We start from the raw sequence: 20,517 nt of genomic DNA, 5'->3' as shown, positions 1-20,517 counted from the left end.
GGGGCGCTCAACTCCATTCGGGCCCACGCGCCGAGGCCAGGGACAGGACGACCCCTCGGAGCGCGTTGGCGATGTCGGGATGGTTCGCGTCCGGATCGGCGGCCACCTCGTCCGCGAGCCGGCGGGCGGTGGCCAGATCGTCGGGCGACACGGTGTCCAGGTTGATCAACACCCGTGCCATGAAAAGCCGTCCCCACGGCCCCGGCGCGGACATCGCCAACGCCCGGCGCAGCGCGTCGCGGACGTGACCGTCCGGCAGGCCCTGACGCTGTCGGGCGGTGGCGGCCAGCGCCCATTCCTCGGCGGCGAGCTGTTCCACGTCGCGGTACATGCTCTTGACCGCGAGATCGCGGTCCAGTTCGAGCGCGCGCAGCAGGTGCCGACCCGAGCGCAGCGCGGCCTGTTCGAGGGTGGCGGGTTCGGTGGCCGGGCCGGATTCGAGTTCGCGCACCACGATCCCGCGCCAGTACTCGTGCCGGGCCAGCTCGACCGCGAACGAGCCCTCGGGCGTGCCCACCTCGTCCCAGGCCGGAAGCACCAGGCGGGCCACCCGCTCGACCAGCGCCTCGATCTTGCGCGCCCAGCCGGGCGCGGCGACCACGATCTCGATGTGCCGCCGGGTCGCGTACAGCAGGGCCCGGGCCAGTCCGAGGTTACCGGGATCCACCGCGAGCCAGGAGGCGAGCTGTTCGACGACGTCGTCGAAACGGCCCTCCTCGACGTCCCGGGACACCTCGGCCAACACCTCGCGCACCAGGTCGCCCCGGGCGCCGAGGATCGCCGAGCGCGGGAAGCCGGACTCGCGGACCAGGTCCAGATGGGCCCGCGCGCGCGGCGGATCGCCGACCCGGTGTTCGGCGGCCAGCGTCAGGTGCGGCGCGAGCAGGTCCCGGGGCAGCCGCTCGCGCACCTCCTGCACGGTCCCGGCCGGGACCGGCGCGCCGCCGACCGTCTCCAGGTGCTCGTGCATCCGGTCCCAGAACGCGCTGTCGTGGTAGAGCTCGGCCCAGTGCGCCAACGCCCGCTTCCAGTACGGGAAGGCCGCCTCGTGGTCGGCGGCCAGTTCGAGGTCGTAGGCGCGCGCGTGCAGCGCGACCGCGAGGTGGTGGGTGCGCCACAAGCCGCCGCCGGCGGTCCACAACTCCTCGGCCCGCGCGCTCCACGGCTGCGCCTCCGCCCCCTCGCCCAGGCTCTCGTACGCCTCGCCGTCCACCGCGTCGGCGTCGGCGCCGTACTCGCGCAGGCGGGCGGCGAACGCGCGCAGCGTGGCTCGGTCAGTCATCGTCGCTCCCCACCGCGAGCGTGTCCGCCACGACGCGGACCCGGACCGAGGTGATCGGCCTGCCGGCCGCGTCGCCCTCGTCGAGCAGCCGCAGGACGCCCGGCACGACCGCGTTGACGCAGCGGTTGACGCCGCGCGCGGCCTCCTCCGGTCGGCCGCGCCAGGCCACGGTGGCGATGTGGTCGGCGGCCTCGTCGGTCCAGCCCAACTCGACGCCCAGCTGCTCGCGCAGCCGCGCGGCCAGCCGGGCCAGGCCGTTCTCGGCGATGCCGCGCAGTTCGGTGGGGCCGAACGGCGAGTACAGGATCACCTCGTCCACCCGGTTGAGGAACTCGGGCCGGAAGAAGCCCTCCATGGTGCGCCGCAGCCGGGCGCTCGCGGCGCTGCCGCCGGTCGAGCCCTCGGCCAGGATCGAGCCGATCAGGTTCTCCACGCTGTCCACGTCGTCCTCGACCGCCTCGGCCGCCGAGTGGGTCGCGCCCAGGTTGGTGGTCAGGATCACCACCGCGTCGTGCGCCTCGCGGACCGGGCCCGCCGGATCGCTGATCCGGCCCTCGTCGAGCAGTCGCAGCAGCGCGTCGAGCACCCGCGCGTCGGCCTTCTCCACCTCGTCGAACAGGAAGACCCGGCGCGGGTTGTCGCGCAGTCCGTTGGTCAACTTGCCCTCGCCGAAGCCGACATAGCCGGGCGGCGCGCCGATGAAGTTGTTGATCGACTCGCGCGCGCTGAACTGGCCCATCTCGAAGACCAGTACGTCCTCCTCCGAGCCGTAGACGACCTGTGCGAGCAGGCGCGCGGTCATCGTCTTGCCCGAGCCGCTGGGCCCGCACAGCAGCAGCGCGGCGCGCGGCCGGTCGTCCGGCCGAAAGCCCCGGGTCAGCGAGCGCTTGATCAGCTCGATGTGGAAGGCCAGCCGCTCGACCACGCTCTCCTGGCCGATCAGCCGGGATCGCACCCAGCGCACCGCCTCCTCCGGGGAGAGCGGTTCGGCGGTCCGGCTCGGCTCGGGCTCGGCCGGCTCGCGGTAGTAGGTGTCGGCGAATCGGCGCAGTCGGTCCAGGTCCAGGCCGATGTCGCGGAAGAAGCCGGCCGCCAGGCCGCTGGGGGTGTCCAGGAGCGCGGCGAGCAGGTCGCGTTCGGTGATCGGGGTGCCCACGTCGGGGTCGGCGCCCGGTTCCCCGCCCGGGCCGGCTCCGGTCGCGGCGAAGGTCGCCGCCCGGCGCAGGGTCGACCGCAGCGACTCGTCCGGCTCGGCCGGACCGGCGCCCGCCGCGCCGTGTCCTCGGGTACCGGTGAGCGTGATGGTCTGTTCGCGCAGCGCCCGTACGTCCCGACGCAGAAACAGGAATGCCTGTTCGAGCAGGCCGCCCGGGGTGGTGGCCAGCGCGTGCAGGAGCATCGCGATGCCGTACCGCTCGTGGCCGAGGCCGGCCGCCTCGGTCGCCATCATCGCGAGCACGCGGCGGGCGCCGGGACCGAACGCGGCGGGATCGATCGACCCATCGGGCCGGAACACCTCGACCACCCGGCGCGGTGTGGCCACCTCGGCCTGCCACGCGGCCAGGTCGACCCGGCCGTAGCCGACGAGCAGGTCCACCGCGCCCGCCTCGAGGCGGGGCAACAACTCGACGAGCAGCGCCCGTTCGTCGATGAGCCCGGCATCGGCGGCGGCCGTGAAGGCGGCACGCAGGTCGGCGGTGACCGGCAGGCCGCCGAGCACGCCGGCCGGGGCCCGGCCGTTGCGGCCCGGATCGAGACCGACTCGATCGGCGACGAGGGCACCGGCGGATCCGCCGCCGAGCCCGCCGCCGAGCCCGCCGGAGCCGAGCAGGCCGGCCGCGAGCACGTCGGGCGGGATGCCCTGGCGGTCGAACAGCCCCGCGGCTCGACCGCCGTCGATCCGGGCCAGCGCGATCAGCGCGTGCGCGACCTCGACGGTGTCCGCGCCCAGTTCGCGCGTCACCGCCGCGGCGGTGCCGAACCGACGCGTGGCCGCGAGCAGGCCGCTGTCGAACACCCGCTCCGGCACTCCCAGGATGTCCGTGTCCACGTCGCCTTCTCCCCTGCCTCGCCGGCCGTCCACGTCGCGTCGGTTCACGCCTCGTCGCCGCCGGTCAGCAGTCGCTCGGCCAGCTCCGCCCGAGCCCGGGCCGATTCCGGTCGGCCCGCGCCCAGGGCCCGCACGCCCAGGGCCAGTATTCGGTACGCGGCGGCGGTCGAGACGGCCTGGCCCAGCCGGCCGGCGCGCAGTTCCGGCGGCAGCGACTCGACCAGCGCGGCGGCCAGTTCGGGGTCGGCGCGGGTGACCCGGTGCAGCACCAGGCCCGGGCCCAGTGGCGTGCGCCGCGACCAGGCCGCGCCGTACCGCTCGAACAGGTCGCGCGCGGCGCCGGCCACCATCGTGTCGTGGTCCTCCAGCGCGCCGAGCAACAGCCGGACGGGCCAGGTGTCCGGGTGCGGCCGGTCGGCGGCGCCGCTTCCCTTCGCGCTTCCGGCCGCGGCCCGGGCGTCGGCCTCCGCGTCGGGCAGACCGCGCCGCAGCAGCCGTACCGCGCCCATGTCGTCACCGCGCTCCAGCAGGTCGACCGCCTCGGTGAACAGGGCCGCCGCCGAGCCGGGCCGAGCGCCGGCGGCCGGCCCGCCGTCCCGGGCCGCGACGGCGGCACGGTGCAACTCGCGGTACTCCGCGTGGTCCGGGTCCAGCATCGCCGCCTCGTACAGGAACCGGACCGCGCGGGCCGGGTCGCCGGCGGACAGCTCACGATGTCCCTCGACGGCGAGCCGGTGGGCCAGTCGCGGCGCCGCGGCGGCGTAGCCCTGCTCGAAGGCGAGCCGGTAGCAGGTCCGCGCCTCGGCCTCGTCGCCGCGCGCCGCCGCCCGATCTCCCAGCACGCACGCCCAGTCGCCGCGCCCGGTCGGCGCACCGGGTGGCGCGACCACCGGCAGCAGCCGCCACAGGTCGTGGTCGGGGTGTCGCGAGGGCTGCTCGAAGCGCTCCTCCAGGCGTTCGAGCACGCGCGTGGTCGCGGCGACCCGCCAGTGCCGGACCGGCGCGCGCGGGTCCAGGCCGCCGAGAACGTCCAAAAGTGCCCGCTCCAGCGGGCGCGGGCCGTTCGCCAACGCCCGCTCCAGCGTGTTCCAGGTCTCGGTGAAGCCGTCGCCCGGCTGTACCACCCACCAGCGCAGCACCGCGTCCACCGCGCGCGGATAGCGACCCTGCGGGTCGCGCCCGAGCACCTCCGCGAGCATGCGCGCGGCGGTCTCCGACTGCTGTGCGGCCACCGCCTCGATCTGACTTTCGATCAGGCCCCGGTTGCGGGCCACCTCGGCGTCGGAGGCGTTGGCCAGAAAGTCGCGCATCGCGACGAGTCGAGGCTCCACCTCGCCCTCCCGATGCGTGGCCGTCCGGAACGCCCGTACCGCCCCGGCATCCGACATGGCGTCTCCCCCGCGAGCACGAACAGCCCGACGGGACCGATCGCGACGACGTACAAGCAGCACGGTACTCGGCCACACCAACACCAGGGAGCGCACCCGGTGAACCCGTCCCCGTAACGTGATCGTCACCGGCGGTGAGGCCCCTCGTGCCGGGAAACCCGGGTGAGAACGGTCCCGAACATCGGGTAGTATTTCTCTCGCAGCAAGCGCCGCTAGCTCAGTTGGTTAGAGCAGCTGACTCTTAATCAGCGGGTCCGGGGTTCGAGTCCCTGGCGGCGCACAGCGTCAACATCGAGAAGGGCCCGCCGATTTCGGCGGGCCCTTCTCGTCGTCCACACCCTCTAGGGCGGGGCACTCGCGGAGCTGACGCTGCACGCTGGGGATTCGTAGGGTGTGCCCGCCCGCTCCGCCCGTCGCGTCACGCACCGAGCCCGCGGGTGCACCGCGCTCCGGCGCGGCGCGCTCGGGCCCGCCGCCGTGCGTCGGGGCGGTTCGGGTGACGGTCTGGGTATCGGTGGGGACAAGGACGGGAGCATTCCGTGGTTGCTGTGGTCGGGTTGTTGTTGGCGGCCGGTGGTGGGCGACGGCTCGGGGGGCGGGCCAAGGCGCGGTTGACGCATCGGGGCCGGCCGTTGGTCGAGTTCGGAGTGGGCGAACTGGTGCGCGGCGGGTGTGAGCGGGTCGTCGTGGTGCTCGGCGCCGAGGCCGACGCCGTACTGGCCGAGGCGGATCTGACCGGCTGTGTCGTGGTGCGCAACGACGAGTGGGCGAGCGGTATGGGCTCCTCGCTCGCCGCCGGAGTGGCCGCCCTGCCCACCGACGCCGACGCGGTCGTGGTCACCCTCGTGGACATGCCCGGCGTCGGCGCCCCGGCCGTCGCGCGCCTGATCGCCGCGGCCGGCGACCCCGAGGACCTGATCGCGGCGGGCTACGCCGGCACCCGCGGCCACCCCGTCCTGCTCGGCCGCGCCTGGTGGCCCGAGTTGATCCGTACCGCCGAGGGCGACGCCGGCGCCCGGGCCCTGCTGGCCGCGCAGCGCGCCCGGGTACGTCTGATCGAGTGCGCCGATATCGCCGACCCGTACGACATCGACACCCCCGCCGACCTGGACCGGCTCGACTCCTGACGGGGCGCGAACCCGGGCCGGCGGGGCCCGGGTCCGCGCGAGGCGTTGTGTGCGGCGCAGGTCACGCCTGGTTGAAGAACCCGTCGTGGTTCTGCTGGGACGGGTCGCCCGTCAGCAGCCGTGCGTCGGCCGGCATCAGCAGGAAGACCCGCTTCGCCAGCCGCTCGATCGCGCCGCGCCGACCGAAGGTCAGCCCGGAGGCGAAGTCGACGACCCGCTTGGCGTCCGACTCGTCCATCGCCGTCAGGTCGATCACGACCGGAATGTCCTGCCGGAAGTATTCGCCTATCGCCCTTGCCTCGTGGTAGCTCTTCGGGTGTACGACGGCGATGCGCGTGCTCGGCCGAGCCGGCGTCTCCGTGGCGGCCGCCCGCGCGGCGAACACCTCCGACGCCGGAACCACGCTGCCCTCCAGGGCACGCGAACGCGACTCCTCGGGCTCGTCGTCGTAGACCCAGCGCGACCCCGTGTCGTCGTCGTCTGCGTCGTATGTACCGGTCTCGTAGGCACCCGCGCCGGTGCGGTACAGGTCGTCGTCCACGTCCCCCGAACCGATCCCGAGCCACGAGCCGGCCTTGCGCAATGCGCCCATGGGCACCTCCGCGTCCGCTCGTCCCGGCCCCGTCCGGGCTATCTCGTCATCCTCCACTCGACCGAACTGTATGCGAGTGCCGGGTCTGATGCGTCGAACGACGCGCCTATAAACGGACAGATCATCCAAGCAACCTCGAACGGGCGTACCCAGTGCGGCTTCTGACGCCATTTGAGATCTTTATCCGTGCATTCCGAATCGAACCGCATCGTAATTCCGACCCGCGCCGGTCGAACACAATAACTCGAACTGATGTACGAAAGTCGGGAATTCCGACGCCGTGCGCAGGAAACGCGCGAGGATTCGGGCGGAGAACGGAAGCGGAGGCAGGCGCGGAAGCGGAAGCGAACGCGGGCGCGGATCCCAACGAGGAAGCGAGCGCGGCACCGGAAGGACGGCGGGCGCGGAAGCACGCGAGGAACCGCACGCCCCACCGCCTTTCCACCTCTCACGCCCGGTCCGCGACGCTCGGCCGAACCCCGGCCCGCAGCAAAGCGTTGGGATGACCGAACCCCGTTGACCAGCAGGGCCGTTGCGGATCACCGACGTGCCCGCGCGAGCCCTCGGCAAGCCCCGTACCCGACCCCGGGAATCCCGTGCGGTCCGCCCCGGCGTACCTCTACCGGTGGACCGGGGGCAGGTCGCACACTCGGATGCGACATCTTCGGAGGTGAGCATGGATTCGCCTTTCCGCATCGTGCGGCCCCCTCGTCCGCTCGAAGAGCCGTATCCCTCACGGGCCCGCATCAACGAACAGGTGGGAGTCGTCTGGGATTGGGGGATGCGTGAGGATCCCGCCGCGGCCATCCGGCTCTACCACCACCTCGGCGAGGTCGCGAGCAGGGTGCTCGGCAGCACCGATCGCGACACGCTCAACATCCGCCGGGCGTACGCGCATTTCGTCGGCCAAGACGGCGATCCCCGGCGTGCCGCGCAGTTGCTGGCCGGCCTGATCCCGGTCGCCACGCAGCACCTGGGCCCCGGCGACTGGGTCACCCTCGACATGCGGCTGTGTCACGCCCGGTTCACCGGCGAGGGCGGCGAGGCACCGCGCGCGGTCGCGCTGTTCATCCAGATCGTCGCCGACATGACCCGCGCGTTGGGGCCGGAGGCGGAGAGCACGCTGACCGCGCGCAGCTTCCTGGCCCGGTTCACCGGCGAGTCCGGCGATCCGCTCCGGGCCGCCGGGATGTACGGCGCGCTCGCCCTGGACTCGATCCGGATCCTGGGCGCCGACTGCCTGGAGTCGCTGGTGGCGCGCGCGGGCCACGCGATCAATCGCGGACTCGCCGGCTACCGGGGCGAGGCGCTGGCCCTGTACGACCCGCTGATCGCCGACTTCGTCCGGGTACTCGGCCCCGACCACGCGGAGACCCGACAGACCCAGGTCTGGCAACGGTATTTCCGAGGGGGAAGCGGCTGAATTCGGGCCGACGGGCGGCGGCTAAAGTAGCCACTCCTGTACGGCCGGAACGGGGAACGGTAGACATGGAAGAACTGCGCGACGGGGATCCGATACGGCTCGGGCCGTATCGGCTGCGCGGCCGGTTGGGCGAGGGCGGGATGGGCGAGGTGTTCCTCGGCACGTCTCCGAGCGGAGTGCGGGTCGCGGTCAAGACCGTCCGTCCCGAGTTCGCGACCGACCACGGATTCCGGGACCGGTTCCGACGTGAGATCGACCTCGCCCGGCGGGTGGACAGCGCGTGGACCGCGCCGATCGCCGAGGCCGACCCGGACGCGCAACCCCCGTGGCTGGCAACCGAGTTCCTGACCGGGCTGTCGCTGTCCGAGGCGATCAACCGGTACGGCCCACTGCCCGAGGGCGCGCTGCGCATCCTGGGTGCCCAGTTGGCCGAGGCGCTGATGGCGATCCACCGCGCGGGCCTGATCCATCGCGACCTCAAGCCGTCCAACGTCGTACTGGGCCGCGATCGGCTGCGGGTGATCGACTTCGGCATCTCGCGCGCGGTGGACGAAGGCGGCCAAGGTCTGACCGGGACCGGACGGGTGGTGGGGTCGCCGGCGTTCATGTCGCCGGAGCAGGCGGGTGGTCGAGCACTGGGACCGGCGAGCGACGTTTTCTCGCTCGGCTCGGTGCTGGTGTTCGCGGCCACCGGGCAGGGTCCGTTCCACCAGGACGCGCCGGTGCCGCAGTTGCAGATGATGATGCGGGTGCTGCGCGACGAACCGACACTGGCGGAAGTGCCGGACGGCGTACGGGACTTGCTCGCCGAGTGCCTGGACAAGGACCCGGACCGGCGACCCACGCCGACCGCCGTGCTGAATCGCTTCATGGGCGACGACGAGCCGCCGGCCACGACGTCGTGGCTGCCGGTTGCGCTCGCGGCCGAACTGGAGCGGCGGCACCTGGGAGACCCGGCGGCACCGGCACCGGCACCGGCGTCGGGGTCGGCGCTCTCGCCGGTCGAGCCGACGGGCGAGGTCACGGAGCCGCCGACCCGGGCGCTGGGCGTCGGGGTGGAGAACGGCGCGAGCGCCGGGCAGACCCGGGCCGCGGAGTCCGCGCCGCCCGCCGGCCGGAAGAGGCCGCCACCGCAACCGAGCCTGCCACCGACCGTCGGCATGCCGGAACCCCCGCCCGAGAAAAGGGCGTTGGCCCGTCGCGCCTTCCTGTTCGGCGGCGGTGCGCTCGCGGTGGCCGCGATGGGCGGTGGCGCCGGGTGGCTGCTGATGGGCGACGAGGCCGATCCGGGCAAGCAGGTGTGGCAGTACGCGGCCGGCGCCGCCGCCGCCTCGTCGCTGAAGGTGCAGGGCGATCTCGTCTACCACGTCGCGGACGGTGTGGGCGGCGCCAAGGGCCAGATCACCGCGATCGACGCGGAGTCCGGCAAGCAGGTCTGGCGCAAGGCCACCGCGGGCAGCTCGGTGTCCGCGCCGCTGACCGCGAAGGACCACGTGTTCGTCGTCTCCTGGACGGTCGACGGTTCGGCGTCGGCGGAGAAGACCCAGCCCTCGATCTGCACGGTGCACGCCTTCGCCCTGGGCGACGGCGAACAGCGCTGGAGCCAGGAGTACGCCGCTCGCTGGGTCAACCTGCCGGCGGCCCTGGACGGCGACGTGCTGTACCTGGGCGTCTCCGAGGAGAACTCGACCTCACCCGATGCCGGCCGGATCGTCGCGATCGACGTGACCAGGAACAAGGAGGTGTGGAGGGCGGAGATGACCGGCGACGCCGGAATGCCGTCGACGCCGGTGTTCACCGGGAGCATGGTGTACGTGTTCGCCCAGCCGAGGTACTCCTCGTACCCGTCGGTGATCCGCGCCTACGAACGCAACGGGAACCCGAAGTGGGAGATCCCGTTCAAGGACTGTCCCTGGGGCCGCGACGTGGTGGTGGCCGGCGAGCGGGTACTGACTGTGGTGACCTCCGGAAGCAGCGGCGGTGTCTACACCTGGCAGCGCTACGCCCGGTACGCGGCCACCGGCGCGCCGGCCTGGGGTCCGATCTCGGTCAAGGGCGGGCAGAGCCGCGGTTTCACCCTCGCCGGCGACATCGCGTACCTCGCCTACGACGGCGCCGACGACACGGCCAAGTCGGGCGTGGTGGCGGTGGATCCGGTGACCGGCGCCGAGATGTGGAAGTACGAGATGGAGGCACGCAACGTCGGCGAGATCACCCGGGTGGGGGACGTCGTCTATGTGACGAACCACCCCTCCAAGGTCCAGGCGGGGGTGAAGCCGAGCAGCACCGCGAGCGCGTCGCCCACGGGCGAGCCGCCCACGTCGGTGACCAGGAGCAAGGTCTACGCGCTGAACGCGAGGACCGGCGTGGTGGTGTGGTCGCGCGAGTTGCCGTCCTTCGGCGTACTGGGGACACCGGTCGTGGAGAACGGCAAGGTGTACGTCTCGATGGACGCCACGGCGGCGGACGCGACGGGGGACGATGTCGCGCAGTTGTTCGCGCTGCGGGTGAAGACCGGCGAACCGGCCTGGAAGGTCGTGTTGCCGGCGCCCGTCTCGTCGCGGGTGGTGTTGGCGAAGGGCAACGCCTATCTCGGCCAGTGGCAGTCCTCGAACTCCGCGAGGCCGGCGGCATCGGTGGTCGCGTACGAGGCATGAGCCGGGGTCGGCGGGTCGAGTCACCGAGCGACGGCCCCCACCGTGACCCGGGGACGGAGCGCCGGGCGAGGGACGGACCGCTCCATCCGTGACACATGAAAGCGCGCGCAGCGGGAACGGGAACGAGGTTGCGGGCATGTGCCCGTTTCCACCGACGCACGTGCTCCGCGAGACACCTGCTCCCTCGGACGCGTACGCCGCAGAGCACCTACTCCCCGAGACGAGGAAGCATGGTCGAGTTGGGACCCGTCGACGCCATCGTGTTGGGCTTTCCGGGCCAGCGGCTGACCTCGTCCGTACTGGACGCGTTCGAGGCGGTCGAGGAGCGCGGCGACGTGCGGTTGATCGACGCGCTGATCGTGGTCAAGGACATCTCGGGTGAGGTGACCAGCCACGAGGTGAGCGAGTTCGAGGGGCTGCGCGACATGGCGGCGGAGTTGGCCGCGCGCGAGATGCTGGGCCTGGCCGGGGCCGAGGACGCCGAGCAGATCGGGCAGGTCATGCCGCCGGATTCGCTGGTGGTGGTGCTGTTCGTGGAGAACATCTGGGCCCGCGAGGTAGCCGGTCGAATCCGCGACTCGGGCGGTCGGTTGCTCTCGTACACCCGGTTGCCGCAGTCCGTCCTGGACGACGCGGAAGAGGCGCTCGCGGGTACGTCGGACGGCAGTTGAGGGCGAATGGGGGCGGGTGGCTTCGGCCGGTGCCGGCGGCGTCCGCCCCCGCCGACTGCCGTCGGCCTGCGTCGGCCGGTCCCGGCCGCGAAGGAACGACTTGATTTCCAAAGGGTAAAGCCGGGCAAAGTCCGGCAACCCGCCCTACCGGTTGGGCGTCTCCACCGGTGCAAGGGCACAACCCCCCAGCAAGCGGAGGTCGACATGACCACCAGGATTCGCCGTACGGCCGCCATCACCCTGGCCGCCGGACTCCTCGTCACCGCCGGCGCCGCCGCTCCGGCCCTCGCCGCCGACGGCTCACCGCCCGGCGAGCAGCAGATCCGCAGGATCGGCGTCGTGGAGAAGGTGACCGCCTTCTACGACCAGTACCTGTCCGCCGTCAACGGCACCAACCCGGACATGAACCCGACCGAGGTCCGGAACGAGTTCCTCACCCCGGAACTCAACGCGCGCCTGGACGCGTGGGCCGAACAGCACATGGCCGACCCGGTCTTCCGCGCCCAGAACACACCGCAGAGCCGCGACGTGCGCTACGAGGGCAGCGGCGCGGGCAGCGCGTCGGTGGTCGTCACCGAACACTTCGGCGACTCCACCATCGACGTCTGGTACCGGGTCCCCCTGTCCGGCGGCCGAATCACCGACCTGACCGACGCCCCCCGGTAGCACGCCCCAACAGCCCTGAGGCCCACCGCGCACCCGGCGGGTCACCGATCCGACACACCGTCACGAGGGCGCCTTCGCCGCGGCGAAGGCGCCCTCGTCGTGCGGTCGTGGATCAGGCGGATTCGGTGGGGAGGCCGGCGTTGGTCCAGTCCTCGATGCCCTCGGCGTACTTGCGGACGTTGGTGTAGCCGAGGTGGGTGAGTCGGTCGGCGACCTGGCCGCTGTTCGGGCAGGCGGGATTGGAGCAGTACGTGACGATCGCGGCGTCGCGGTCGGGAAGCAGGGTCGGGGCCAGCGTGTCGACCTGGTCCCGGACCAGGGCGAGTGCGCCCGGCAGGTGCTGCTTGGCCCAGTACTCGCCGCCGAGCGCGTCGACGACGGTCACGCTCCCGGCGGCGATCTCGGCGCGCAGCTCGTCCCGGGTGATCAGTGCGGTCATGGCATACCTCCAGAGAATCGGACTATAGTCCGGTTGTGGCTCACGACGACATTAACGGACCGCAGTCCGCTTCTGCAATCCCTCTGGATCTGCTCCGCACCCCGCCCCCCAAGGAGCGCGCCGACGCGGCTCGCAATCGAGCCGCCATCCTGGAGGCCGCGGCCGGGCTGTTCGCCGAACAGGGCGTCGCGGCCGTGTCGATGGACCAGATCGCGGCAGCGGCCGGCGTCGGCAAGGGCACGCTCTTCCGCCGCTTCGGCGACAAGTCCGGCTTGGCCACAGCGCTCCTCGACGCCCGAGAGCGCGCCCTGCAAGAGGCGGTCCTGCACGGCCCACCACCCCTGGGCCCGGGAGCACCGGCGGAGGAACGCCTCACCGCGTTCCTCGACGCCTACCTCGACTACCTACTGGAACACCTGGACCTGATTCGCGTGTCGGAGACCTCGTCCCCCGGCGCCCGCTACCGCATCGGCGCCTACCGCTTCTGGCACCGCCACGCGGCGATCCTGCTGGGCTCGGCAACCCCCGACCCGGACTACACCGCGCACGCCCTGCTGGCCCCGCTGGCTGCCGAACACGTCACCGCGCTGCTTCCGGAACTGGGTCCGGAACGGATCCGCGCGGGTGTACTCCGGTCGGCCCTGGCCGAGGTGCACCCCGGCCGCGCCTGACGGATCCCCGGCGCGCGCACCCCGGCGCTTCGCGCATCGGGCCCGAAGGATGGGACCTCAGCGGGCGACCGCCGGCACGGAGCGTGCCCGCCAACTCTCCTCGTACGGGATCCGGGTACCCGGCGTGTGGCCCGCGTCGATGTGCGCGAGCAGGGTTTCGACGTACAGGTTTTCACCGTCCGTGCGCATCGGGGTGACCTTCGCGCCGGAGAACTTGCGGACGATGCTCGGGTCGGCGTCCGTCCACAGGCGGTCGGCGGCGAGCGCGAGGCGGTCGAGGAGGTACTCGAACGTGGCGTGGGAGAACTGGAGTTCGGACCCGGCGGGCGGTTCCAGGGTGGGATGGGCGGTGAAACCGCGAAGCTTGACCAGGGCGTCGGACTCGGGGATGTACCGCCCCTCCTCGGCCGGCTCCAGGTTCTCCAGATAGCCCAACCCGTTGCGCAACCGCTGCGTGACGCCCTGCTCGGTGCGCTCCGAGACGCACCGCCCGACGAGTTCGGCACCGTTGAGGGACAGCGACGCCGCGGCGAGGTATTGCCCCTGCGCCACCAACAACCCGGCCGACACCATGAATTCGCGCAACACGCCGGCCGTGTACAGATACTTGCAGCCGTACGGCGGTATCCCGTACCGCGCGGAGACCGGCGCCCAGAGCTCCGCCTCACCTCGCGGCAGCGCGTGCCGGGTACGTCGAATCGATGACTTCATGGCCCCATGGGTACCGGTGGCCGCAGCTCCCGGACAACCGGATTTCGCGGCCGAACCACCGCCGCCGAAGGCGACCACGCACGGCACGACTTCCCGATTCCGGGGCGTCCACCGATGCCGCCGGACGCCCGTGCCCATCCGCGATCCCCGACCGACCGACCGACCGACCTGCCGACCTGCCGTACCGCCCACCAACGGCCGGCGTGTTGTACGCGGGGGATTAACGCCGGACACGCACGATGTTGTCCCAGTGATCGCATGCGCCGATCACGGATCGGCCCGCGGCCTCGACGACCGCCCCGATCCCGCCCTCCCTCCGGACGGACGTCCGGACCGACAGCAGGAGTTGACGAAGAAGATGGCGGAGCGAGCTCGCATCGGCGTGACCGGACTGGCCGTGATGGGCCGCAACCTGGCCCGCAACTTCGCCCGACACGGGCACACCGTCGCCGTACACAACCGAACCTCGGCCAAGACCCACGCGCTGGTCGAGGAGTTCGGCGGCGAGGGCACCTTCCTACCCGCCGACACCGCCGAGGAGTTCGTCGCACTACTCGAGCCGCCCCGGCGGCTGGTGATCATGGTCAAGGCCGGCGCGCCCACCGACGCGGTGATCGACGAGTTCGCCGCACTCCTGGAACCCGGCGACATGATCGTCGACGGCGGCAACGCGCACTTCGCCGACACCCGCCGTCGCGAGGCCGCACTGCGCGAGCGCGGCATTCATTTCGTCGGCACCGGGATCTCCGGCGGCGAGGAAGGCGCCCTGCTCGGCCCGAGCATCATGCCCGGCGGCTCCCCCGAGTCGTACGCCGCGCTCGGCCCGATCCTGGAGGACATCGCCGCGAAGGTCGACGGCGTACCGTGTTGCGCGCACATGGGCCCGGACGGCGCCGGCCACTTCGTCAAGATGGTGCACAACGGCATCGAGTACGCCGACATGCAGCTCATCGCCGAGGCGTACGACCTGCTCAACCGCGCGTTGGGGATGCAACCCGACCGGATCGCCGAGGTGTTCAAGACCTGGAACTCCGGTCGGCTGGAGTCCTATCTGATCGAGATCACCGCCGAGGTGCTCGCGCACACCGACGCGGCCACCGGCAAGCCGTTCGTCGAGGTGGTCCAGGACCGCGCCGAGCAGAAGGGCACCGGCCGCTGGACCGTGCAGACCGCCCTCGACCTGGGAGTTCCGGTCAGCGGTATCGCCGAGGCGGTGTTCGCGCGATCGCTCTCCGGCCACGCCGACCTGCGCGCGGCGGCGCAGGGGCTGCCCGGACCGACCCGGAGCACGCTCGACGGGGACGACGCCGACCGCTTCGCCGACGACGTCGAACAGGCGCTGTACGCGTCCAAGATCGTGGCCTACGCGCAGGGCATCCACCAGATCCAGGCAGGCAGTGCCGAATACGACTGGTCGATCGACCCGGGTACGGTCGCCGAGATCTGGCGCGGCGGCTGCATCATCCGGGCCCGCTTCCTGAACCGGATCCGCGAGGCGTACGCGGCGGACCGAAAGCCCGACTCCCTGCTGACCGCCGAATACTTCCGCAACGCGATCTCCGGTGCCCAGGACGCGTGGCGCCGGGTGGTGGCCACCGCCGCCGAACTGGGCATCCCCACCCCGGGCTTCGCCGCCGCGCTGTCCTACTACGACGGCCTGCGCTCGCCGCGGCTGCCGGCCGCGCTGATCCAGGGTCAGCGGGACTTCTTCGGCGCGCACACCTACCGCCGGGTGGACCGCGAGGGCTCCTTCCACACCGAGTGGTCCGGCGACCGCAAGGAACACACGGTCTGACCCGAAGCCGAAGGCCGCCCCCGGCGGGGACGACACACGTCCCCGCCGACCGGCCGAGCCCGCCTTACTCCCGGTGCCCCGTACCCACGCGCGCCCGGCGCCGCCTCACTCCCAGCGCCCCGCCAACAACCGCGTCGTCGCACCGGTCAACACCCCGCGCAACTGCCGCCGCACCGGCGGAGCCAGATGCCGCAGCCACAGGTGCGCCGCCCGGTCACCCATCAACCCCGCACACAGCAACGGATCCTCGAACAGAAACGCCGGAGCGTGCCAGTTCACACACACGTCCGGATCGGGATCCACAGCCGGCACCCGACGCACGCCGACCGCGGCGAGGGCGGTCGTGCAGAGCAGACAGCAGCCGCTCGCGACATCGGTGAACTCGCCCGTCTCCAAGGGCAGTCCGAGCATTCGGGCCTGCTGGAGGCAATCCATCTCGGCGTGCAGTCCGCGCTTCGGCGAGCCCTCGAAGACCCGACGGCCGAAGCTCATCACGCAGTCCGCGCCGGGCTCGGCCGGCAGCGCCCGCCCGGAGGTGACGACCCGCGCCTCGGCGACCCGCGCCCACCCGACCCAGTCACCGGCGATCTTCGGCACGATCATCTCCGCGGGGGGCGTCTGCGCCCGGCCGCCGGAAACCTTCGGACAGTACTCGCAGTGCATGGCGCCTCCCCAGGGACGACATGCCGCAAGCTAGCGCGCGCGAGGTCGGGGTCGCCAGCACAAGACCGGCCGAAAATCACCGGAAAATCACCACTTGTGCGGCCGAAGGGACTCGAACCCTCATATCCTCTCGGACGGCAGGACCTAAACCTGCTGCGTCAACCAATTGCGCCACGGCCGCGCGCGACCGACCTGCGCGACAACGCCCCGAGGTCGACCAGGCTTCATGCTAGTGCCCGCCGCATCGAGCGGCCGGCACATATCCCCCCGCGACCAACCATCCGGCCGAGCCGGAGCCCGAGTCCGAGAGCCCGAGCCGACCCCCAGCCCGCCCCCAGCCCGAGGCGACCCCGGCCGCCCCCGAGCGATCCCCCGAGACGCCCCCTCAGCGAAGAAGCCGCCCGGTCGCCCGCCGCGCCATCGCCAACGCGCCGTCCCGAGTCGTCCCGCCCAACCGGAGCACCGTCCGCGTGCTCAGCCCCTCCAACAACGCGAGCAGCTCGGACGCCTCCGCGACCGGGTCGTCGATCACCAACACGCCCTTGTCCGCGCCCCGGACCAGGACGGTGACCAGGTCGTCCTGCCACCCCCGGTCGATCTCGTCCTGCGCGACCCGCAGTTCCGCGTTGCCGGCGGTCCGCGCCCACAGCTCCACCCACAACATCCAGCGCGGATCGCGCGGGCCGGCGGGCAGGTACAGGCCCAGGAACAGATCGAGCTTGCGGTCCGCCGGCACCCGGCGCGCGAGCAGTCGCGCGCGCTCCTCGGCCAACCGGTCCTCGCTCCAGCGCAGCGCGGCCAGCAGCAGCTGATCCTTGCTGCCGAAGTAGTACAGGATGTGCCCGCCGCTGGTGCCCAGGCGCTCCGCGAGGCCGGACATGGTCAGCTTGGCCAGGCCGTGCTCGGCAATCGCCGCTATGGCCTCCTCGAGCATCCGGTCCTGGGCGATCCGACCGTCGCTCCGCCTCGTGGCCACCACCGACACCCGCCTCTCGACCGCGCGGCCGACCCGCTCGCGCAAGGGCTCGACCCTATCCCGCCGGCGGCGTCGATCTTGAACAACAGTCAAATTCCGGTCCGATTCGTCACGAACTCTTGACACCTCGCCGACCCACAGCGCACCTTGAGTGGCGTTCAAAGTTCTTGAATGACATTCAAGCTTCCGGTCCGGCCGGCGCACGCCCTCGAAGCCGAACCGCACACCACGAAGAGGAGGTCCGGTGACCCTGCCCCACACGGACTCCGCGAGCGACACTCCGAGCGCCGCCACCAGCGCCACCCCGGCCGGCTTCGGTACGGGGGTCGCCTCCGACGAGCTCTTCCAGGTGGAGGTACACGGGATCGACCCGATCCCGGACGCCGAACGACACGGCAGTGCCAAGGATGTCTTCTGGCTCTGGTTCGGCTCGAACCTGTCCTTCACGTTCGTCATCAACGGCACCCTCGCGGTGATGTTCGGCCTGTCCTTCTGGGCCGCCATCGCCGTGGTCGTGATCACCGGCCTGGCCTTCTTCGCGGTCGGCGCGCTCGGCTTCGCGGGCGTCCGCACCGGCACCGCGACCCTGGTCATCTCGCGCGCCGCGTTCGGCGTACACGGCAATTTCCCGGCCGGCCTGCTCAACTGGGTCGTGGGGATCGGCTACACCATCCTCAACACCGTGGTCGGCACCTTCGCCCTGGAAGGGCTGTTCGGCAAGCTCGGCTGGGCCGGCGGCGACCTCGCCCGGGTGGTCGCGCTCGCGATCACCCTCTCGCTCACCTTCGCCGTCGCGATGTGGGGCCATGCCACCGTGCAGGCCGCCGAGCGCTGGCTGGCCTACGTCCTGGGCATCGGCTTCGGCCTGCTGATCCTGTTCGTCGTGCCGGGCCTGGAGACCGGGTCCGCGCCGGAGACCTCGAACAACTTCCACGCGATCTCGCTCGCCGTGCTCGTCCTGGTCGCCGGCCCGATCTCCTACCTGCCGATGCCCTCGGACTACACCCGCTATCTGCCCCGGGACACCTCGCTGCGCTCGATCACCCTGTGGGGCGCGGCCGGCGGCATGCTCTCCTCGGTGCTGCTGGGCGTGGTCGGCGTGGCCGCCGCCACCCAGGCGGACATGACCGACCCGGTGGCCGGCGTGGCCGGTCTGGTGCCCGGCTGGTTCGAGGCGCTGTTCCTGCTGCTCGTGGTGGGCGGCTCGATCACCAACTCGATCCTGACCCTGTACTCCTCCAGCCTGAACCTCCAGGTGCTCGGCATCCCGTGGTCGCGTGCCAAGGGCATCCTGGTCAGCACCGCGTTCATCCTGGTCGGCTCGTTGTGGGCGCTGTTCAACGGCAACTTCACCGACAACCTGACCAGCTTCCTGTCCGTGCTCGTGGTGGTGTTCGCGCCGTGGGGCGGCGTGTTCATCGCGGACACGCTGATGCGCCGCTGTCGCTACGACGACGCCGGACTGCACGACATGCGCGGCGGCGCGTACTGGTACACCAGGGGCTTCCATCCCGCCGGGATGATCGCGCTCGCCGCCGGCATCGTCTTCGCGTGCCTGACCGCCGAGTCCGCGCTGTGGACCGGCGCGCTGGTCGAGACCTTCGACGGCGACCTCACGCTGCTCGGCGCGGTCGTCTCCGGCGTCCTGTACTGGGCACTCGCCCGCCGCGAACCACAATTCGCCAAGCGCTGACCGACCGCGCGCGGCCCACCCGAAGACCCACCCCGCACCACGTTTCCGCACCACCCTGGAGTCACCGTGTCCCACACCGCCGATCTGGTCCTGCGCAACGCCCGCATCCACACCGTCGACCCCGACCTGCCCGAAGCCGAGGCGCTCGCCGTCCGCGCCGGCCGGATCGCCTGGGTGGGTGCGGACGCCGACGCGGCGGCCTGGATCGGCCCGGACACCACCGTGCTCGACGGCGCCGGGCGGCGGGTGCTGCCCGGCTTCATCGACGCGCACAACCACGTCCGGCTCGGCTCGGACGACGCGTGCGTGCAACTGGCCGGCGTGCGCACGCTCGCCGGCATCCACGAGCGGATCGGTGCGTGGCTGGCGGCCAACCCGGACGCCGAGTGGATCGAGGCCGAGGCGTTCGACTACTCGGCGATCCCCGACGGGCGGATGCCGCGCGCGAGCGACCTGGACCCGGTCACCGGCGACGTGCCCGCGTTCGTGCTCAGCTACGACGTGCACACCGCGTGGCTGAACAGCGCGGCGATCAAGCGCCTGGGGATCACCCGGGACAGCGACGTGCTGCCGTTCGGTCGGGTGGACAAGGACCCGGAGACGGGCGAGCCGACCGGCTTCGTCAAGGACTTCGCGATCCGCGGGCTTTCCCGCGAGGGGCACCGGGCACTGCGCGAGCTGGGCCTGCCGTGGGCCTCGGCGGACCGGCAGTACGGCCGACTGGCCAAGAGCCTGGACGACGCGATCCGGTTCGGCATCACCACCGTGGTCGAGCCGCAGAACTCGCTCGACGACCTCGCGCTGTACACCCGCGCCCGGCACGAGGGCCGACTGCGCTCGCGCATCGTGGCGGCGCTGTTCCACCCGCGCGGCACCACCGCCGCGGACCTGGACGAGTTCGCCGAGGCGGCCCGGGCGCACAACGACGACCGGCTGCGGGTGGGCCCGCTCAAGCTGTACATCGACGACGTGGTCGAGCCGCGCACGGCCGCGCTCCTGGAGCCGTACCGCGGCTGCGCGCACCACCGGGGCGAGACGTTCTACCCGGCCGAGGAGTTCGCCGGCCTGCTCGCCGAGTTGGACGGCCGGGGCTTCCAGTGTTTCGTGCACGCCACCGGCGACCGGGGCATCCGCACCGTCCTGGACGCGGTCGAGCACGCCCGTACGGTCAACGGCGCACGCGACGCGCGCCACCAGGTCGTGCACGTGGAGTGCCTGGACCCGGCGGACGTGTCGCGCTTCGCCGAACTGGGCGTGGTCGCGTGCATGCAGCCGCGGCACTGCGCGCCGGAGATCGCCGGGCCCGGTCAGGACTGGGCCGAGAACGTCGGCGAGGAGCGCTGGCACAAGGCGTGGCCGATGCGGAGCCTGCATGCCGCGGGCGCCGTGCTGGCGCTGTCCAGCGACTGGAACGTGGCCGAGATGGACCCGATGGTCGGCGTGTACACCGCGCTCACCCGGGCACCGCTGGCCGGCGGCCCGTCCTGGATCCCGACCGAGACGCTCGACATCGAGACCACCGTGCACGGCTACACGATGGGCTCGGCGTACGCGAACTTTTTGGAGCATGAGCGCGGTTCGCTCACCGTCGGCAAGCTCGCCGACTTCGTCGTGCTCTCCCGCGACATCATGGGCATCGCGCCGGCCGACATCCCCGGCACGGTCTGCGAGATCGTCGCGGTCGGCGGTGAGGTCGTGCACACCGCATAGCGT

Annotated in this window: 17 protein-coding genes and 2 tRNA genes; 10 read left to right on the top strand and 9 right to left on the bottom strand. The window is 72.0% G+C overall.

Annotated elements, in window-relative coordinates; genetic code table 11:
* Positions 1 to 7: 7 nt before the first annotated feature.
* The 3 genes from ACZ4FV_RS14965 to ACZ4FV_RS14955 are packed head-to-tail and all read right to left on the bottom strand — an operon-like array spanning position 8 to position 4,720.
* The gene (locus tag ACZ4FV_RS14965; protein WP_395863255.1) at positions 8 to 1,282 is read right to left on the bottom strand and encodes a hypothetical protein; all 1,275 of its coding nucleotides are present in this window, start codon (positions 1,280 to 1,282) and stop codon (positions 8 to 10) included.
* Positions 1,275 to 3,332, bottom strand: a complete 2,058-nt coding sequence (locus ACZ4FV_RS14960) for an AAA family ATPase (RefSeq protein ID WP_402234155.1) — start codon at positions 3,330 to 3,332, stop codon at positions 1,275 to 1,277. Before ACZ4FV_RS14960 ends, ACZ4FV_RS14965 begins: the two co-directional genes overlap by 8 nt.
* A gap of 44 nt (positions 3,333 to 3,376) precedes the next feature.
* On the bottom strand, positions 3,377 to 4,720 hold the full coding sequence (locus ACZ4FV_RS14955; protein WP_395863258.1) for a hypothetical protein: 1,344 nt from the start codon (positions 4,718 to 4,720) through the stop codon (positions 3,377 to 3,379).
* 206 nt (positions 4,721 to 4,926) lie between these two features.
* Between ACZ4FV_RS14955 and ACZ4FV_RS14950 the strand changes: the two genes are divergently transcribed.
* Together ACZ4FV_RS14950 and ACZ4FV_RS14945 are read left to right on the top strand one after the other, a co-directional pair.
* A tRNA-Lys gene (locus ACZ4FV_RS14950) sits at positions 4,927 to 5,000 on the top strand.
* Positions 5,001 to 5,259: 259 nt separating this feature from the next.
* On the top strand, positions 5,260 to 5,847 hold the full coding sequence (locus ACZ4FV_RS14945) for a nucleotidyltransferase family protein (RefSeq protein ID WP_395863261.1): 588 nt from the start codon (positions 5,260 to 5,262) through the stop codon (positions 5,845 to 5,847).
* Positions 5,848 to 5,908: 61 nt separating this feature from the next.
* On the opposite strand, the gene ACZ4FV_RS14940 is transcribed toward ACZ4FV_RS14945, so the two are convergent.
* Entirely contained in the window at positions 5,909 to 6,439 is a 531-nt protein-coding gene (locus ACZ4FV_RS14940; RefSeq protein ID WP_395863263.1) for a cell division protein SepF, read from the bottom strand.
* A 781-nt stretch (positions 6,440 to 7,220) separates the two neighbouring features.
* Here ACZ4FV_RS14940 and ACZ4FV_RS14935 point away from each other — a divergent pair.
* The 4 genes from ACZ4FV_RS14935 (at position 7,221) to ACZ4FV_RS14920 (ending at position 11,856) form a co-directional block, all read left to right on the top strand.
* On the top strand, positions 7,221 to 7,862 hold the full coding sequence (locus tag ACZ4FV_RS14935) for a hypothetical protein (RefSeq protein WP_395863265.1): 642 nt from the start codon (positions 7,221 to 7,223) through the stop codon (positions 7,860 to 7,862).
* 65 nt (positions 7,863 to 7,927) lie between these two features.
* Positions 7,928 to 10,519 (top strand): serine/threonine-protein kinase, encoded by a 2,592-nt coding sequence (locus ACZ4FV_RS14930; protein WP_465322732.1) that lies wholly within the window; start codon positions 7,928 to 7,930, stop codon positions 10,517 to 10,519.
* Between the two features lie 230 nt (positions 10,520 to 10,749).
* Entirely contained in the window at positions 10,750 to 11,190 is a 441-nt protein-coding gene (locus ACZ4FV_RS14925) for a DUF6325 family protein (protein ID WP_395863269.1), read from the top strand.
* Between the two features lie 204 nt (positions 11,191 to 11,394).
* Complete coding sequence (locus tag ACZ4FV_RS14920; protein WP_395863271.1) at positions 11,395 to 11,856, top strand: YqhG/Tai3 family protein; 462 nt, start codon at positions 11,395 to 11,397, stop codon at positions 11,854 to 11,856.
* A 112-nt stretch (positions 11,857 to 11,968) separates the two neighbouring features.
* Here ACZ4FV_RS14920 and ACZ4FV_RS14915 read toward each other — a convergent pair whose 3' ends face one another.
* Positions 11,969 to 12,295 (bottom strand): rhodanese-like domain-containing protein, encoded by a 327-nt coding sequence (locus ACZ4FV_RS14915; RefSeq protein WP_395863273.1) that lies wholly within the window; start codon positions 12,293 to 12,295, stop codon positions 11,969 to 11,971.
* A gap of 35 nt (positions 12,296 to 12,330) precedes the next feature.
* Here ACZ4FV_RS14915 and ACZ4FV_RS14910 point away from each other — a divergent pair, with 35 nt between their 5' ends.
* Positions 12,331 to 12,966 carry a TetR/AcrR family transcriptional regulator gene (locus tag ACZ4FV_RS14910; RefSeq protein ID WP_395863275.1) on the top strand — a complete coding sequence of 212 codons (636 nt, stop codon included), beginning with the start codon at positions 12,331 to 12,333 and terminating at the stop codon, positions 12,964 to 12,966.
* A gap of 57 nt (positions 12,967 to 13,023) precedes the next feature.
* Here ACZ4FV_RS14910 and ACZ4FV_RS14905 read toward each other — a convergent pair whose 3' ends face one another.
* Positions 13,024 to 13,677, bottom strand: coding sequence for a hypothetical protein (locus ACZ4FV_RS14905; RefSeq protein ID WP_395863277.1), 654 nt, complete (start codon positions 13,675 to 13,677; stop codon positions 13,024 to 13,026).
* Between the two features lie 358 nt (positions 13,678 to 14,035).
* Here ACZ4FV_RS14905 and gndA point away from each other — a divergent pair, with 358 nt between their 5' ends.
* Positions 14,036 to 15,472, top strand: coding sequence for an NADP-dependent phosphogluconate dehydrogenase (gene gndA, locus ACZ4FV_RS14900; protein ID WP_395863279.1), 1,437 nt, complete (start codon positions 14,036 to 14,038; stop codon positions 15,470 to 15,472).
* A gap of 105 nt (positions 15,473 to 15,577) precedes the next feature.
* Here gndA and ACZ4FV_RS14895 read toward each other — a convergent pair whose 3' ends face one another.
* The 3 genes from ACZ4FV_RS14895 to ACZ4FV_RS14885 all read right to left on the bottom strand — a co-directional run bounded on the left by ACZ4FV_RS14895 (position 15,578) and on the right by ACZ4FV_RS14885 (position 17,156).
* Positions 15,578 to 16,069 carry a hypothetical protein gene (locus ACZ4FV_RS14895; protein WP_402234148.1) on the bottom strand — a complete coding sequence of 164 codons (492 nt, stop codon included), beginning with the start codon at positions 16,067 to 16,069 and terminating at the stop codon, positions 15,578 to 15,580.
* Between the two features lie 163 nt (positions 16,070 to 16,232).
* Positions 16,233 to 16,316: transfer RNA gene (locus ACZ4FV_RS14890), tRNA-Leu, on the bottom strand.
* Between the two features lie 204 nt (positions 16,317 to 16,520).
* The gene (locus tag ACZ4FV_RS14885) at positions 16,521 to 17,156 is read right to left on the bottom strand and encodes a TetR/AcrR family transcriptional regulator (protein WP_465322731.1); all 636 of its coding nucleotides are present in this window, start codon (positions 17,154 to 17,156) and stop codon (positions 16,521 to 16,523) included.
* Between the two features lie 199 nt (positions 17,157 to 17,355).
* Here ACZ4FV_RS14885 and ACZ4FV_RS14880 point away from each other — a divergent pair, with 199 nt between their 5' ends.
* Both ACZ4FV_RS14880 and ACZ4FV_RS14875 read left to right on the top strand, forming a co-directional pair.
* Positions 17,356 to 18,804 carry a purine-cytosine permease family protein gene (locus tag ACZ4FV_RS14880; protein WP_395863284.1) on the top strand — a complete coding sequence of 483 codons (1,449 nt, stop codon included), beginning with the start codon at positions 17,356 to 17,358 and terminating at the stop codon, positions 18,802 to 18,804.
* Positions 18,805 to 18,870: 66 nt separating this feature from the next.
* Positions 18,871 to 20,514 carry an amidohydrolase gene (locus tag ACZ4FV_RS14875; RefSeq protein ID WP_395863286.1) on the top strand — a complete coding sequence of 548 codons (1,644 nt, stop codon included), beginning with the start codon at positions 18,871 to 18,873 and terminating at the stop codon, positions 20,512 to 20,514.
* Positions 20,515 to 20,517 lie beyond the last annotated feature (3 nt).

The organism is Embleya sp. NPDC025285 (assembly GCF_055558835.1).
The sequence above is the reverse complement of the archived record's forward strand: the minus strand, read 5'-3'. Positions and strand labels throughout refer to the sequence as shown.

What these genes read in the sequence shown, in the direction of transcription:
- ACZ4FV_RS14965 (WP_395863255.1), bottom strand. Translation starts at nt 1,282, where the DNA reads ATGACTGACCGAGCCACGCTGCGCGCGTTCGCCGCCCGCCTGCGCGAG.
- ACZ4FV_RS14955 (WP_395863258.1), bottom strand. Translation starts at nt 4,720, where the DNA reads ATGTCGGATGCCGGGGCGGTACGGGCGTTCCGGACGGCCACGCATCGG.
- ACZ4FV_RS14940 (WP_395863263.1), bottom strand. Translation starts at nt 6,439, where the DNA reads ATGGGCGCATTGCGCAAGGCCGGCTCGTGGCTCGGGATCGGTTCGGGG.
- ACZ4FV_RS14935 (WP_395863265.1), top strand. Translation starts at nt 7,221, where the DNA reads ATGCGTGAGGATCCCGCCGCGGCCATCCGGCTCTACCACCACCTCGGC.
- ACZ4FV_RS14930 (WP_465322732.1), top strand. Translation starts at nt 7,928, where the DNA reads ATGGAAGAACTGCGCGACGGGGATCCGATACGGCTCGGGCCGTATCGG.
- ACZ4FV_RS14925 (WP_395863269.1), top strand. Translation starts at nt 10,750, where the DNA reads ATGGTCGAGTTGGGACCCGTCGACGCCATCGTGTTGGGCTTTCCGGGC.
- ACZ4FV_RS14920 (WP_395863271.1), top strand. Translation starts at nt 11,395, where the DNA reads ATGACCACCAGGATTCGCCGTACGGCCGCCATCACCCTGGCCGCCGGA.
- ACZ4FV_RS14915 (WP_395863273.1), bottom strand. Translation starts at nt 12,295, where the DNA reads ATGACCGCACTGATCACCCGGGACGAGCTGCGCGCCGAGATCGCCGCC.
- ACZ4FV_RS14905 (WP_395863277.1), bottom strand. Translation starts at nt 13,677, where the DNA reads ATGAAGTCATCGATTCGACGTACCCGGCACGCGCTGCCGCGAGGTGAG.
- gndA (WP_395863279.1), top strand. Translation starts at nt 14,036, where the DNA reads ATGGCGGAGCGAGCTCGCATCGGCGTGACCGGACTGGCCGTGATGGGC.